The 15,277-nt window shown below is 58.6% G+C and carries 12 protein-coding genes; 1 reads left to right on the forward strand and 11 read right to left on the reverse strand.

The window, feature by feature from the left end; all coding sequences use genetic code 11:
• Positions 1-33 precede the first annotated feature (33 nt).
• Both fghA and ACNYC6_RS07485 read right to left on the reverse strand, forming a co-directional pair.
• Entirely contained in the window at positions 34-882 is an 849-nt protein-coding gene (fghA, locus tag ACNYC6_RS07480; RefSeq protein WP_419711749.1) for an S-formylglutathione hydrolase, read from the reverse strand.
• A gap of 8 nt (positions 883-890) precedes the next feature.
• A complete protein-coding gene (locus ACNYC6_RS07485; RefSeq protein ID WP_419711750.1) occupies positions 891-2,003 on the reverse strand; it encodes an S-(hydroxymethyl)glutathione dehydrogenase/class III alcohol dehydrogenase in 1,113 nt (370 codons plus the stop codon).
• A gap of 107 nt (positions 2,004-2,110) precedes the next feature.
• Here ACNYC6_RS07485 and ACNYC6_RS07490 point away from each other — a divergent pair, with 107 nt between their 5' ends.
• The gene (locus ACNYC6_RS07490; protein ID WP_419711751.1) at positions 2,111-3,007 is read left to right on the forward strand and encodes a LysR substrate-binding domain-containing protein; all 897 of its coding nucleotides are present in this window, start codon (positions 2,111-2,113) and stop codon (positions 3,005-3,007) included.
• Here ACNYC6_RS07490 and ispD read toward each other — a convergent pair.
• From ispD to rnhB, 9 genes are all read right to left on the reverse strand, one after another.
• Complete coding sequence (gene ispD / locus ACNYC6_RS07495; RefSeq protein ID WP_419711752.1) at positions 3,004-3,711, reverse strand: 2-C-methyl-D-erythritol 4-phosphate cytidylyltransferase; 708 nt, start codon at positions 3,709-3,711, stop codon at positions 3,004-3,006. The two genes, ACNYC6_RS07490 and ispD, sit on opposite strands and share 4 nt — an antisense overlap.
• The gene (gene ftsB, locus ACNYC6_RS07500; RefSeq protein ID WP_338585047.1) at positions 3,708-3,986 is read right to left on the reverse strand and encodes a cell division protein FtsB; all 279 of its coding nucleotides are present in this window, start codon (positions 3,984-3,986) and stop codon (positions 3,708-3,710) included. Before ftsB ends, ispD begins: the two co-directional genes overlap by 4 nt.
• A 172-nt stretch (positions 3,987-4,158) precedes the next feature.
• Positions 4,159-5,448 (reverse strand): phosphopyruvate hydratase, encoded by a 1,290-nt coding sequence (eno, locus tag ACNYC6_RS07505; RefSeq protein WP_053159569.1) that lies wholly within the window; start codon positions 5,446-5,448, stop codon positions 4,159-4,161.
• 156 nt (positions 5,449-5,604) lie between these two features.
• Positions 5,605-6,450, reverse strand: a complete 846-nt coding sequence (gene kdsA / locus ACNYC6_RS07510; RefSeq protein WP_150704249.1) for a 3-deoxy-8-phosphooctulonate synthase — start codon at positions 6,448-6,450, stop codon at positions 5,605-5,607.
• Between the two features lie 5 nt (positions 6,451-6,455).
• Positions 6,456-8,087: a CTP synthase gene (locus ACNYC6_RS07515; RefSeq protein WP_419711753.1), complete on the reverse strand. Its 1,632-nt coding sequence runs from the start codon at positions 8,085-8,087 to the stop codon at positions 6,456-6,458.
• A 274-nt stretch (positions 8,088-8,361) separates the two neighbouring features.
• The gene (gene tilS / locus ACNYC6_RS07520) at positions 8,362-9,690 is read right to left on the reverse strand and encodes a tRNA lysidine(34) synthetase TilS (protein ID WP_419711754.1); all 1,329 of its coding nucleotides are present in this window, start codon (positions 9,688-9,690) and stop codon (positions 8,362-8,364) included.
• A gap of 133 nt (positions 9,691-9,823) precedes the next feature.
• Positions 9,824-10,771, reverse strand: coding sequence for an acetyl-CoA carboxylase carboxyltransferase subunit alpha (locus tag ACNYC6_RS07525; protein ID WP_150704246.1), 948 nt, complete (start codon positions 10,769-10,771; stop codon positions 9,824-9,826).
• A gap of 140 nt (positions 10,772-10,911) precedes the next feature.
• Positions 10,912-14,433, reverse strand: a complete 3,522-nt coding sequence (dnaE, locus tag ACNYC6_RS07530; RefSeq protein ID WP_419711755.1) for a DNA polymerase III subunit alpha — start codon at positions 14,431-14,433, stop codon at positions 10,912-10,914.
• A 216-nt stretch (positions 14,434-14,649) separates the two neighbouring features.
• A complete protein-coding gene (gene rnhB / locus ACNYC6_RS07535; protein WP_419712927.1) occupies positions 14,650-15,276 on the reverse strand; it encodes a ribonuclease HII in 627 nt (208 codons plus the stop codon).
• Between the last annotated feature and the right edge of the window lies 1 nt (position 15,277).

Genomic DNA, 15,277 nt, shown 5'->3' on the forward strand with positions numbered 1-15,277 from the left:
GCCCCGATTTTTGTCAGGGCGTGATTCTACCTGCTATTGGACATCGAGAGCATGCGCGTGATGCCGCAAGTGATCTTCGATGAAACTGGCGATGAAGAAATAGCTGTGGTCGTAGCCGGGTTGCAGGCGCAACGTCAGCGGATGACCGGCCAGTTTGGTCGCCTGTTGCAGGGCTTCAGGCTTGAGCTGGGTGGCGAGGAAGTCGTCCCGATCGCCTTGATCAACCAGCAGCGGCAGTTTTTCCTCCGCCTCGGCAATCAACGTACAGGCATCCCACTCGCGCCACTTGGATCGGTCTTCTCCCAGATACCGAGAGAACGCCTTCTGCCCCCAAGGGCAGTCCATTGGATTGTTGATCGGCGAGAACGCCGACACCGACAGATAACGCCCAGGATTGCGCAGCGCACAGACCAGCGCACCGTGGCCACCCATGGAGTGACCGCTGATGCCACGCTTGTCCGACGCCGGGAAATGGGCTTCGACCAATGCCGGCAATTCCTGCACGACGTAGTCATGCATCCGATAGTGGCGCGACCAGGGCTCCTGCGTAGCGTTCAGATAAAACCCGGCACCCAGGCCAAAGTCCCAGGCACCGTCCGGATCACCCGGCACATCGGCGCCGCGCGGGCTGGTGTCCGGTGCGACGATGATCAGCCCCAGCTCGGCGGCCATGCGCATGGCGCCGGCCTTCTGCATGAAATTCTCGTCGGTGCAGGTCAGGCCGGACAGCCAATACAACACCGGCAGCTTGCCTCCCTGCTCCGCTTGCGGTGGCAAGTACACGGCAAACACCATGTCGCAGCCAAGCACGTCGGAGCGGTGTCGATAACGCTTGTGCCAGCCGCCGAAGCTTTTCTGACAGGAGATATTTTCCAGGCTCATGGCAGACCTCAGAAATGGATGACGGAGCGGATGCTTTTTCCTTCATGCATCAGGTCGAACGCCTTGTTGATATCTTCCAGGCCCATGGTGTGGGTGATGAACGTGTCCAACGGGATTTCGCCGGTTTCGGCCATTTCCACATAGCTTGGCAACTCGGTACGACCACGCACGCCACCGAACGCCGAACCGCGCCAGACGCGACCGGTCACCAACTGGAATGGACGAGTAGCGATTTCCTGGCCAGCACCGGCGACACCGATGATGACCGACTCGCCCCAACCCTTGTGGCAGCACTCGAGGGCGGCACGCATCAATTGCACGTTGCCGATGCACTCGAACGAGAAATCGACGCCGCCATCGGTCATGTCGACGATGACTTCCTGGATTGGACGCTCGAAGTCTTTCGGGTTCACGCAGTCGGTTGCACCCAACTGTTTGGCGATCTCGAATTTCGCCGGGTTGATGTCGATGGCGATGATGCGCCCTGCCTTGGCTTTGACCGCGCCAATGATCGCCGACAGACCAATGCCGCCAAGGCCGAAAATGGCCACGGTATCACCTGGTTTCACCTTGGCTGTATTGAGCACCGCGCCGATCCCGGTGGTGACACCGCAGCCCAGCAGGCAGACTTTTTCCAGTGGCGCTTCTTTAGCAATCTTGGCGACGGAAATTTCCGGCAGCACGGTGTACTCGGAGAACGTGGAAGTCCCCATGTAATGGAAAATCGGCTGTCCCTTGTAGGAAAAGCGCGAAGTACCGTCAGGCATCAGGCCTTTGCCCTGGGTCGCACGGATGGCTTGGCAGAGGTTGGTTTTGCCCGACAGGCAGAACTTGCACTGACGGCATTCCGGGGTGTACAGCGGAATGACATGATCGCCGACGGCAACGGAAGTCACGCCCTCGCCGATCGCCTCGACAATCGCCCCGCCCTCGTGACCGAGGATCGACGGGAAGATGCCTTCCGGATCAGAACCCGACAGTGTGTAGGCATCGGTATGGCAGACACCGGAAGCCACCACGCGCAGCAACACTTCACCTGCCTTGGGCATGGCGACATCGACTTCAACGATCTCCAGAGGTTTCTTGGCCTCGAAGGCAACGGCGGCGCGCGACTTGATCATGGTGATGCTCCAGTGAATAAAAACGAGACAGTGAGTGTAATACAGTGCTTTACGGTGAATAATCCGGAAAAAAGCAAAATATTATTGCCACACAGGGATAATCATTCATGTCCGACAACCGCTGGGAAGGCATCGACGAATTCGTCGCCGTCGCCGAATGCAGCCAATTCACCGCTGCCGCGGAGCGTCTTGGGGTTTCTTCTTCCCATGTCAGTCGACAAATCGTACGCCTTGAAGAGCGATTGCAAACCCGCTTGCTCTATCGCAGCACTCGCCGGGTCACGCTGACCGAGGCTGGGCAAACGTTTCTACAGCATTGCCAACGCTTGCAGGACGGTCGCGAAGAGGCGTTGCGAGCGGTGGGGGATTTGACCAGCGAACCCAAAGGCATGTTGCGCATGACTTGCGCAGTGGCTTACGGCGAACGCTTCATCGTGCCGTTGGTGACACGTTTCATGGGGCTTTATCCGCAACTGCGGATCGACATCGAACTGAGCAACCGCCAACTCGACCTGGTGCACGAAGGCCTCGACCTGGCGATCCGCCTCGGGCGTCTGCAAGATTCACGATTAGTCGCTACCCGCCTCGCTCCGCGGCGCATGTTTCTCTGTGCGTCACCTTCCTACGTTGAGCGATATGGTCGCCCACACAGCTTGTCGGAATTGAGCCGTCACAACTGCCTCATCGGCAGCTCGGACCTGTGGCAACTGGAACAGAACGGGCGGGAGTTTTCGCAACGTGTGCAGGGAAACTGGCGCTGCAACAGTGGGCAAGCGGTGCTGGACGCGGCATTACAGGGCGTGGGGTTGTGTCAGTTGCCGGACTATTACGTGCTCGAACATCTGAAAAGCGGTGCCTTGATTTCGCTGCTGGAGGCGCATCAACCGCCGAACACAGCGGTTTGGGCGCTGTATCCACAGCAACGGCATCTGTCGCCGAAAGTGCGAAAACTGGTGGATTACTTGAAGGAAAGATTGGCCGAACGGCCGGAGTACGCCACCTAGCGGCGATTGGCCCAACGTAGACGCAACCACTCAAGGTCCTCGGGGCGCGTCACCTTGAGATTATCGGCCCGCCCTTCGATCAGGCGCGGCGCCGAACCGGCCCACTCCATGGCCGAAGCTTCATCGGTGACCATTGCATCAGCCACAAGACTATCGGCCAACGCCCGATGCAACGCGCCAAGACGAAACATCTGTGGCGTGTACGCCTGCCAGATCACACTGCGATCCACGGTCTCGACGACGCGACCCTGTTTATCGACGCGCTTGAGGGTATCCCGCGCGGGAACCGCCAGCAGCCCACCCACCGGATCGTCAGCCAGTTCGGCCAGCAGTTTGTCCAGATCATCACGACTGAGATTCGGTCGCGCCGCATCGTGAACCAACACCCAATCCTCATCATCGGCACCCTGAGCATGCAAATGCAGCAAGGCATTGAGCACCGACCCGGAACGTTCCGAGCCGCCCTCGACCCGCGTAATGCGCGCATCGCCAGCACAAGCCAGGTTCGGCCAGTAAGGATCATCAACAGCAAGACTGACCACCAACCCTTTCAGGGAAGGATGATCAAGGAAACAGCCGAGGCTGTGTTCGAGAATAGTGCGACCACCCAGTTGCAAGTATTGCTTGGGACGGTCCGCGGCCATACGGGCACCGACGCCCGCGGCAGGAATCACGGCCCAGAAGGCCGGTAACGTCGGGTTCATTGCGCCAACTGGTAAAGGGTTTCACCGTCCTTGACCATGCCCAACTCATGACGAGCCCGCTCTTCTACGGTCTCCATGCCCTTTTTCAACTCGCTGACTTCAGCGTCCATCACCCGATTGCGCTCAAGCAACACCTGGTTCTCGGCTTCCTGATCCGCGATCTGCTGCTTCAGCTCGGCCACTTGCGCCAGACTGCCATTACCCACCCATAGGCGGTATTGCAGGCCAGCCAGCAGCAGGAGCAGGACGAGGAACAACCAATTGGGACTGCGCATCGAATATCAGGTATCCAGTGAAAAAAGACAGCCATACCAAAACATGAAGCTACTGATAGCACGAAGCCTGGAAGAACCAGGCTTGTGCTCATAAGGCATCAGATTAGTGGCAAAAACGTCGCTGTAGCGATTTTTCCGACACAATCCGCTGACTTTTTTACCTTGTACTCAATTAACCGCGGAATTCGCTGCGGCCGTTGTACTTGGCTTTACCGTTCAACTGCTCTTCGATACGCAGCAGTTGGTTGTACTTGGAAACGCGATCGGAACGGCACAGGGAACCGGTCTTGATCTGGCCAGCCGAAGTGCCCACAGCCAGGTCGGCAATGGTCGAATCTTCGGTTTCGCCCGAGCGGTGCGAGATCACCGCGGTGTAACCGGCAGCCTTGGCCATCTGGATGGCTTCCAGGGTTTCGGTCAGGGTGCCGATCTGGTTGAACTTGATCAGGATCGAGTTGGCGATCTTTTTATCGATGCCTTCTTTCAGGATTTTGGTGTTGGTCACGAACAGGTCGTCACCTACCAGCTGAGTCTTCTCGCCGATCTTGTCGGTAAGGATTTTCCAGCCAGCCCAATCGGACTCGTCCAGGCCGTCTTCGATGGAGATGATCGGGTAACGCTCTGTCAGACCTTTCAGGTAATCAGCGAAACCTTCAGCGGTGAACACCTGACCTTCGCCGGACAGGTTGTACTTGCCGTCTTCGTAGAATTCGCTGGCCGCGCAGTCCAGAGCCAGGGTCACGTCGGTTCCCAGTTTGTAACCAGCGTTGGCCACAGCTTCGGAGATCACTTTCAAAGCGTCTTCGTTGGAAGCCAGGTTAGGTGCGAAGCCACCTTCGTCACCGACCGCAGTGCTCAGGCCACGGGCCTTCAGCACAGCTTTGAGGTGATGGAAAATCTCGGTGCCCATGCGCAGGCCTTCCGAGAAAGACTTGGCGCCAACCGGCTGAACCATGAATTCCTGGATGTCGACGTTGTTGTCGGCGTGCTCGCCACCGTTGATGATGTTCATCATCGGGACCGGCATCGAGTAAACACCCGGAGTGCCGTTCAGGTTGGCGATGTGAGCGTACAGCGGCAGGTCCTGGTCTTGTGCTGCTGCCTTGGCCGCGGCCAGGGAAACGGCGAGGATCGCGTTAGCGCCCAGGGAGCCTTTGTTTTCAGTACCGTCGAGCTTGATCATCGCCAGATCCAGCGCTTTCTGATCGCTTGGATCAGTGCCTTTCAACAGGTCGCGGATCGGACCGTTGATGTTGGCTACAGCTTTGAGTACGCCCTTGCCCAGGTAACGGCTCTTGTCGCCATCACGCAGCTCGAGCGCTTCACGCGAGCCAGTGGAAGCACCGGACGGCGCGCAAGCGCTACCGATGATGCCGTTATCGAGAAGCACATCCGCTTCCACGGTGGGGTTGCCACGGGAGTCGAGAACTTCACGACCTTTGATGTCGACGATTTTAGCCATTGTTGTAAACACTCCAAAGTTGACGAAAACGACGCAGCTGTAGGAAATCTTCAATCGTCGGCAAGTGAGGTGCAGCGGGCAGTCTTGCAGACGACAAAGCTCAAGCCCGAGGGCCTGAGCGTTAAATCGTGCGGTACTTTACCGGAGAAATGAGGATTACGCGGTTTCTACCGTCGGAAAACTCTTCACCAGTTCGTCCAAAGCTTTGAGCTGGGCCAGGAATGGCTCCAGTTTGTCCAGACGCAAGGCGCAAGGGCCGTCGCATTTGGCGTTGTCCGGGTCCGGGTGGGCTTCGAGGAACAGGCCGGCCAGAGATTGGCTCATGCCGGCTTTCGCCAGGTCGAGAACCTGGGCGCGACGGCCGCCGGCGGAGTCGGAACGACCGCCAGGCATTTGCAGCGCATGGGTCACGTCGAAGAATACCGGGTATTCGAACTGCTTCATGATGCCGAAGCCGAGCATGTCGACGACCAGGTTGTTGTAGCCGAAGCTCGAACCGCGCTCGCAAAGGATCAACTGATCGTTACCCGCTTCCACGCACTTGTTCAGAATGTGCTTCATTTCCTGAGGCGCGAGGAACTGGGCTTTCTTGATGTTGATCACGGCACCCGTCTTGGCCATCGCGACCACCAGGTCGGTCTGGCGTGACAGGAAGGCCGGCAACTGGATGATGTCGCAGACTTCAGCGACGACCGCGGCCTGCTCTGGCTCGTGGACGTCGGTGATGATCGGCACGCCGAAGGCTTGCTTGATGTCCTGGAAAATCCGCATGCCCTCTTCCAGGCCGGGGCCACGGTAAGAGGTCACGGAGGAACGGTTGGCCTTGTCGAAGCTGGCCTTGAACACGTAAGGGATACCCAGTTTCTGGGTAACCTTTACGTATTCTTCGCAGACCTGCATCGCCATGTCGCGGCTTTCCAGCACGTTCATGCCACCAAAAAGCACCATTGGCTTGTCGTTGGCAATCTCGATATCGCCTACGCGGATGATCTTCTGCGCCATCAGGTTTATGCCTTCTTCTGGTGTTGAGCCAAAGCAGCTTTAACGAAACCGCTGAACAACGGGTGACCATCGCGTGGCGTCGAAGTGAACTCCGGGTGGAACTGGCAAGCTACGAACCATGGATGATCCGGTGCTTCAACCACTTCAACCAGCGCGCCATCACCGGAACGACCGGAAATTTTCAGACCGGCTTCTTTTATCTGCGGCAGCAGGTTGTTGTTCACTTCATAACGGTGACGGTGACGCTCAACGATCACGTCCTTGCCGTAGCAGCCGTGAACCAGCGAACCCGGCTCCAGCAGGCAATCCTGCGCGCCGAGGCGCATGGTGCCGCCCAGGTCGGAGGTTTCGGTACGGGTTTCGACAGCGCCGGTGGCATCTTCCCACTCGGTGATCAGACCCACGACCGGGTGACCGCTTGCACGATCGAACTCGGTGGAGTTGGCGTCTTTCCAGCCCATGACGTTACGAGCGAACTCGATCACGGCCACTTGCATGCCCAGGCAGATCCCCAGGTATGGAACCTTGTTTTCACGAGCATATTGGACGGCAGTGATCTTGCCTTCCACGCCGCGCAGACCGAAGCCGCCAGGAACCAGAATCGCGTCGACGCCTTCCAGCAGCGCAGTGCCCTGGTTTTCGATGTCTTCGGAATCGATGTAGCGCAGGTTGACCTTGGTACGGTTGCTGATGCCGGCGTGACTCATCGCTTCGATCAGCGACTTGTAGGCGTCCAGCAGTTCCATGTACTTGCCGACCATGGCGATGGTGACTTCGTGCTCAGGGTTGAGCTTGGCGTCGACCACGGCTTCCCACTCTGACAGATCGGCACCGCCGCATTGCAGGCCGAAACGCTCGACGACGAAATCGTCCAGACCCTGGGAATGCAGGATGCCCGGGATCTTGTAGATGGTGTCAGCGTCTTCCAGGCCGATCACCGCACGCTCTTCAACGTTGGTGAATTGCGCGATCTTGCGACGCGAAGACACATCGATCGGGTGATCGGAGCGGCACACCAGTACGTCTGGTTGCAGGCCGATGGAACGCAGTTCCTTGACCGAGTGCTGGGTTGGCTTGGTTTTGGTTTCGCCGGCAGTGGCGATGTACGGCACCAGCGTCAGGTGCATCAGCATCGCGCGCTTGGCGCCGACTTCGAAACGCAACTGGCGGATGGCTTCGAGGAACGGTTGGGACTCGATGTCACCCACGGTGCCACCGATCTCGACCATCGCCACGTCAGCGTCACCGGCACCCTTGATGATGCGGCGCTTGATCTCGTCGGTGATGTGCGGAATGACCTGGATGGTTGCCCCCAGGTAGTCACCACGGCGCTCTTTGCGCAGCACGTGCTCGTAGACACGGCCGGTGGTGAAGTTGTTGTTCTGGGTCATGGTCGTGCGGATGAACCGCTCGTAGTGGCCCAGGTCCAGGTCGGTCTCGGCGCCGTCGTGGGTGACGAACACTTCACCGTGCTGGAACGGGCTCATGGTGCCCGGGTCGACGTTGATGTACGGGTCCAGCTTCAGCATGGTGACCTTAAGTCCCCGCGCCTCCAGGATGGCCGCCAATGATGCCGATGCAATGCCTTTCCCCAATGAAGAAACAACACCGCCCGTGACGAATATGTAGCGCGTCATGAAAAACCCTAGAAGTCTGCGTTAAAGCGGTCCGAGCCGCCGGGGAAAGCGAAGGAAGGCCGAAGCCCCCGATCACCTGCATTAATCACAGTGCACCTTTCAAAAAAACCGCCGCGTTGGGACAGACCGGAAGATGAAACACCGGTACGTTGCTCGCTACACATTTTTTGGAATCGCCCAGCAAAGACTGCTTGGTAATCGGCAACTCCTGCAATTCAGGCGAATCCACAGAAGTTGTATCAAGAAGGGAGCGTAGTCTACCGGAAAGCCCCTTTCAGCTCAAACCTTGATCTTCGTTGAGTGGCTGCCAATGCAGATTCCAGCCACCCGCTGCACCGCCATCCAGCCCCTGAAGGTTCGACACCGCCAGTAAATGCTCGCCTTTGAACAGCAGCGGCAATCTGCCGCGCACGAATTGCGGCACACCACGTTCGTTGAGCAAACGCTTCAAGTCACGATGACCACGACCCGGCAGATCCATGACCTCGCCTCCTTCACGATAGCGGATCTGCAAGGGACCATCGGGAATTTGCCCGGTCAGCGTGACAACGCCGTTATCAGGCAACGCCAGAGGCAGCGCGGGGTCGGGCCAATGGCCTGCGGCGACCAAGGGCTTCAACCAGCCACCAGACGACCACCAGATACGCCCTCCCGCCCGATGCAATTCGCCATCCGCCAAGCGCCAGATCGGTCGCGCATCGCCGGTGGCATCGCGCAAATCTTCCCAACCCGACCAGTGGTCACTGACCGGTAGCCGCGTCCGCGGTTCGAGCCAGTGGCTGAGCGCATTGCGTTGACGGGCAGCGGAGAGCTTTGCAAGCGCTGCCAACTCCAGAGACGGCAAGCCCAGCCAATCAAAATCACTTGGCGTGCCCGCCTGACTCAAGTCGATTTGCGCAAGATCATCGAGCAACCCCTGGGCCTCGCTCAGATGCGCAGCACTGCGCGCCATGGTCGCCATCGCTTGCGGCCAGCGCTCGGACAGCACCGGGAACACCTGATGGCGCAGGTAGTTGCGCGAGTACTGTCGATCCTGATTGGAAGGATCTTCGATCCAGCTCAAATGATTTTCGCTGGCATAGGCTTCCAGTTCAGCCCGCGTGACATCGAGCAATGGTCTCAGTAAATGCCCTCCTCCCAGCGGACGCTGGCGCGGCATTCCCGACAACCCCCTCACTCCGGCCCCACGTAAGAGACGAAACAACAGCGTTTCCGCCTGGTCGTCGCGGTGTTGCGCGGTGAGCAGCACTTCATTGGCTTGAGTGAACTGATTGAACGCGGCATAGCGCGCCTCCCGGGCCGCGCGCTCAAGGCTGGCGCCGGGCTGGACCTGCACGCGAACCACCCGCAGCGAAATGCCCAGCGCCTCACATTGCGATCGACAATGGTCTGGCCATGCGTCGGCCGCGGCCTGAAGACCGTGATGGACATGAATGGCGCACAGCGGCGGCAGGGGTTGGGCTTTTGCGAGGTGAGCGAGAAGGTGCAGCAGGACGGTGGAGTCGAGTCCGCCGGAGAAGGCGATGTGCCAAGCGCAGGCGTTGCGCCAAGGCTTCAGATTCAGCAAGAGTCTGGAAGGCAGATCAATTCCGGGCCGATCCATATATTTCCCTTCGCATAAATCAAATGTGGGAGCGAGCCTGCTCGCAATAGCGGTAGAACAGCCAACATGCTTGTTGAATGTTAAACCCTCATCGCGAGCAGGATCGCTCCCACATGGGTACAGCGCGGCCTGATTACAGACCGTAGCTCATCAGGCGCTCGTAACGACGGTCCAGCAGCGCCTTGTTATCGAACTTCTTCAGCATCGCCAGTTGCGAGCTCAGCTCTGCACGGATCGAAGCCGCCGCAGCGGCTGGGTCACGGTGCGCGCCACCCAGTGGCTCGCCGATCACTTTGTCGACAATGCCCAGGCCTTTCAGGCGCTCGGCGGTGATGCCCATGGCTTCAGCGGCGTCCGGTGCTTTCTCGGCGGTTTTCCACAGGATCGAAGCGCAACCTTCCGGCGAGATCACCGCATAGGTCGAGTACTGCAGCATGTTCAACTGGTCGCAAACGCCGATCGCCAATGCACCACCGGAACCACCTTCACCGATCACGGTGGCAATGATTGGGGTTTTCAGGCGAGCCATGACACGCAGGTTCCAGGCGATCGCTTCGCTCTGGTTGCGTTCTTCAGCGTCAATACCTGGGTAAGCACCCGGGGTGTCGATGAAGGTCAGGATCGGCATCTTGAAGCGCTCGGCCATTTCCATCAGGCGGCAAGCCTTGCGGTAGCCTTCCGGACGCGGCATGCCGAAGTTGCGGCGAACCTTCTCGCGCACTTCACGGCCCTTCTGGTGACCGATGATCATCACCGGCTGGTCGTCCAGGCGGGCGATACCGCCAACAATGGCAGCGTCATCGGAGAAGTGACGGTCACCGTGCAGTTCATCGAACTCGGTGAAGATGTGTTCGATGTAGTCCAGGGTGTACGGACGTTTCGGGTGACGCGCCAGACGTGCGATCTGCCAGCTGGTCAGCTTGCCGAATATGTCTTCGGTCAGCGTTTTGCTCTTGTCCTGCAGGCGGGAGATCTCATCGCCGATATTCAGCGAATTGTCATTACCGACCAAGCGCAACTCTTCGATCTTGGCTTGCAGGTCGGCGATCGGCTGTTCGAAATCTAGAAAATTCGGGTTCATAGGCGTCCGTCTTGGGTCGAGTCCCAAGTGATCTTGGGCCGGCCGGTTGTCTATTCGCGCCCTACCTTAAGGGAGAGGCGCGTTCAGGTCGAGATTAAAAATTCTGGTCAAGCTCAGGATGCGTGATGGCACCCTGACCGTTAACGGTATTGGAGGAAGACGTTGTCTCGCCCGAACTGGTCACGCAGGGCTTGAATCAATGCATCCGCCGGATCGATTCGCCAGCCTTCGCCGAACTGCAGCAAGGCTTTCGCATCGGGACTGGTGTAGTCCATGGTGATCGGGCACGCACCGCGGTGACGCTTCAACAACTCACCCAGCCAGCGTAGCTGATCGCCCTTGAGATCCTTGGCGTGCAGTTTCAAACGCAGGCTTTCTGCCAGGTTGGTGCGCGCATCTTCCATGCTCATCACCCGCTTGACCCGCAGCCGCAGGCCGCCGGAGAAGTCATCGTTGCTGACTTCACCTTCGACCACCACCATCGCGTCGGTCTGCAACAGCGACTGCGCGGAGTGGAAAGCATCGGCAAACAGAGACGCTTCGATACGGCCCGAGCGGTCGTCGAGGGTGATGAAACCCATCTTGTCGCCCTTTTTGTTCTTCATTACCCGCAGGGCGATGATCATCCCGGCAACGGTCTGCGTATCGCGAGCCGGTTTCAGGTCGATGATGCGCTGACGGGCGAAACGGCGAATCTCACCCTCGTACTCGTCGATCGGGTGACCTGTCAGGTACAGGCCCAGGGTGTCTTTTTCGCCCTTGAGCCGTTCCTTGAGGGTCAGCTCCTTGGCCTTGCGGTGATTGGCGTAGACGTCGGCATCTTCTTCAACGAACAGCCCGCCAAACAGGTCGGCATGCCCGCTGTCGTGGGTACGGGCGGTTTGTTCGGCAGCCTTGATCGCCTCTTCCATCGCGGTCAACAGGACGGCGCGGTTGCGGTCGATGTTGGCCTGATAGGCCTTCGGCTCATCATGGAAATACGGCCCCAGGCGATCCAGTGCTCCGCTGCGGATCAAACCATCGAGAGTGCGCTTGTTGATACGCTTGAGGTCGACCCGGGCACAGAAGTCGAACAGATCCTTGAACGGACCTTCCTGACGCGCCTCGGTGATCGCCTCCACCGGGCCCTCGCCCACACCCTTGATCGCGCCCAGACCGTAAATGATGCGGCCTTCGTCGTTCACCGTGAACTTGAACTCCGAAGTGTTCACGTCCGGCGCGTCGAGGCGCAGCTTCATGGTCCGCACTTCTTCGATCAAGGTCACGACCTTGTCGGTGTTGTGCATATCCGCCGACAGTACCGCAGCCATGAACGGTGCCGGGTAATGCGCTTTCAGCCATGCAGTCTGGTACGAAACCAGTCCGTAGGCGGCAGAGTGAGATTTGTTGAAGCCGTAACCGGCGAACTTTTCCACCAGGTCGAAAATGTTACCGGCGAGGTCAGCGTCGATATTGTTGGTGGCGCAACCTTCAATGAAGCCCCCCCGCTGCTTGGCCATTTCCTCGGGTTTTTTCTTACCCATGGCTCGACGCAGCATGTCCGCACCACCGAGGGTGTAACCGGCCATGACCTGGGCAATCTGCATCACCTGTTCCTGGTACAGGATGATGCCGTAAGTCGGCGCCAGTACTGGCTTGAGGCCTTCGTACTGGTAGTCCGAGTGCGGGTAGGCCAGTTCGGCGCGACCGTGCTTACGGTTGATAAAGTCGTCCACCATGCCCGATTGCAGCGGGCCGGGACGGAACAGGGCCACCAGTGCGATCAAGTCTTCCAGGCAGTCGGGCTTGAGCTTTTTGATCAGCTCTTTCATGCCGCGCGATTCAAGCTGGAACACCGCCGTGGTTTCGGCTTTCTGCAGCAGCGTGTAAGTCGGTTTGTCGTCCAGCGGAATAAACGCGATATCCAGCGGCGGTTCGTTGACCTTGGCGCGGTCGCGGTTGATGGTTTTCAGCGCCCAGTCGATGATCGTCAAGGTCCGCAGGCCGAGGAAGTCGAACTTCACCAGACCGGCGGCCTCAACGTCATCCTTGTCGAACTGGGTTACCAGGCCGTCGCCGGCCTCGTCGCAATAGATCGGCGAGAAGTCAGTCAGCTTGGTCGGTGCGATCACCACGCCACCGGCGTGCTTACCGACGTTACGCACAACGCCTTCAAGCTTGCGCGCCATCTCCCAGATTTCCGCAGCCTCTTCATCGACCTTGATGAAGTCGCGCAGGATCTCTTCCTGTTCGTAGGCTTTTTCCAGGGTCATGCCAACTTCGAACGGAATCATCTTCGACAGACGATCCGCCAGGCCATAAGACTTGCCCTGCACCCGAGCCACGTCCCGGACCACAGCTTTCGCCGCCATGGAACCGAAAGTGATGATCTGGCTTACCGCGTTGCGGCCGTACTTTTCGGCCACGTAGTCGATCACCCGGTCGCGACCGTCCATGCAGAAGTCGACGTCGAAGTCGGGCATGGAAACCCGTTCCGGGTTGAGGAATCGTTCGAACAGCAGGTCATATTCCAGCGGGTCAAGATCGGTGATCTTCTGCACATAGGCCACCAGCGACCCGGCGCCCGACCCCCGGCCAGGCCCTACCGGCACGCCGTTGCTCTTGGCCCACTGGATAAAGTCCATCACGATCAGGAAGTAACCGGGGAAGCCCATCTGGATGATGATATCCAGCTCGAAATTCAACCGGTCGACATAGACCTGACGCTTGGCTTCGTAGTCTTCGGTGGTGTCCTTGGGCAGCAGAACGCTAAGCCGCTCTTCCAGACCGTCGAAGGACACCTTGCGGAAATACTCGTCGATGGTCATGCCATCGGGAATCGGGAAGTTGGGCAGGAAGTGTGTGCCGAGCTTCACATCGATGTTGCAACGTTTGGCAATCTCAACGGTGTTTTCCAGCGCTTCGGGAATATCGCTGAACAGCTCAGCCATTTCCTCGGCGCTTTTGAGGTATTGCTGATCGCTGTAATTCTTCGAACGCCGCGGATCGTCGAGCGCACGGCCCTCACCGATACATACGCGGGTTTCGTGGGCAGCGAAGTCTTCCTGCTTGATGAAGCGCACATCGTTGGTCGCGACCAGTGGCGCACCGATCTTCTCGGCCAGGGCCACGGCGCCGTGCAGTTGCTCTTCATCATTGGGGCGATTGGTGCGCTGGATCTCCAGATAGAACCGGTCACCGAACACCGCCATCCACTCGCGCGCGAGGGTTTCGGCTTCGTCAGGGTTACCACTGAGCATGGCCTGGCCGATTTCGCCTTCTTTGGCCGCCGACAGCATAATCAAGCCAGCGCTGGCTTCGGCCACCCACTCGCGCTCGATGATGATCGAGCCGTTGCGCTGGCCGTCGATGAAGCCGCGGGAAATCAGTTCAGTGAGGTTGCGATAACCCACGGCGTTCATCGCCAGCAGGCTGATCCGGCTCAGCGCGTTATCCGGATCCTTGTTCGACAACCACAGGTCGGCACCGCAGATCGGCTTGATCCCGGCACCCATGGCGTTTTTATAGAATTTAACTAGGGAACACATGTTGTTCTGATCGGTGACCGCTACGGCAGGCATGTTCATGCCGACCAGGGTCTTGACCAGCGGTTTGATCCGCACCAGACCGTCGACCAGGGAGTACTCAGTGTGCAGGCGTAGGTGAACGAATGAAGCCGGCATAGTGATCCTGTCTAAAACGTGAAAACAACAATGCCCGGAAATCCGGCGTTTAAAGCTACTGCGCTTGGTAATACTGCGTTGAACGGCAACTCGAAATGCTCATTGACTAAAGTCAACTCCGCTTTCTCGCCGCCGTTCGCCTTGTCTTACCTGCGCTCGTGACGCTTTAAGACGCCGGATTGTACCGGGCCTTGGCAGAAAAAATCAGCCTCGCGACTAACTCTCTATAAGGCTTTCGCGCGCTTCGTAAGCGAGGCGTACCGGGGCAAACGAGCGCCGGTGAATCGGGGTCGGACCCAAGCGTGCCAGCGCTTCCAGATGAACAGGAGTCGGGTAGCCTTTATGACCGCCGATGCCGTAACCCGGATAAATCAATTCGAACGCGGCCATTTCGCGATCACGGCTTACTTTGGCCAGGATCGATGCGGCGGCAATGGCCGGCACCTTGCTATCGCCCTTGACCACAGCCTCGGAGCGCATTGGCAGTTTCGGGCAACGATTGCCGTCGATCATCGCCAGCTTCGGCTGGATGTGCAGCCCGGCAACAGCACGCTGCATGGCCAACATGGTGGCGTGCAGGATGTTCAGTTCGTCGATTTCTTCGACTTCAGCGCGGGCGATACACCAGCTCAGGGCTTTTTCGCAGATTTCGTCGTAGAGCTTCTCGCGGCGGGCTTCGGTGAGTTTCTTCGAGTCATTCAGACCGTGGATCGGACGGTTAGGATCGAGGATCACCGCCGCCGTCACCACGGCGCCACAGAGTGGACCGCGCCCGACTTCATCGACGCCGGCAACCAAATCTTCAACTTCAGCGACCAAGGTGAAATCCAGTCCCATCTGCATG

It is taken from the genome of Pseudomonas sp. NFX224 (assembly GCF_048565165.1).
GTDB lineage: Bacteria > Pseudomonadota > Gammaproteobacteria > Pseudomonadales > Pseudomonadaceae > Aquipseudomonas.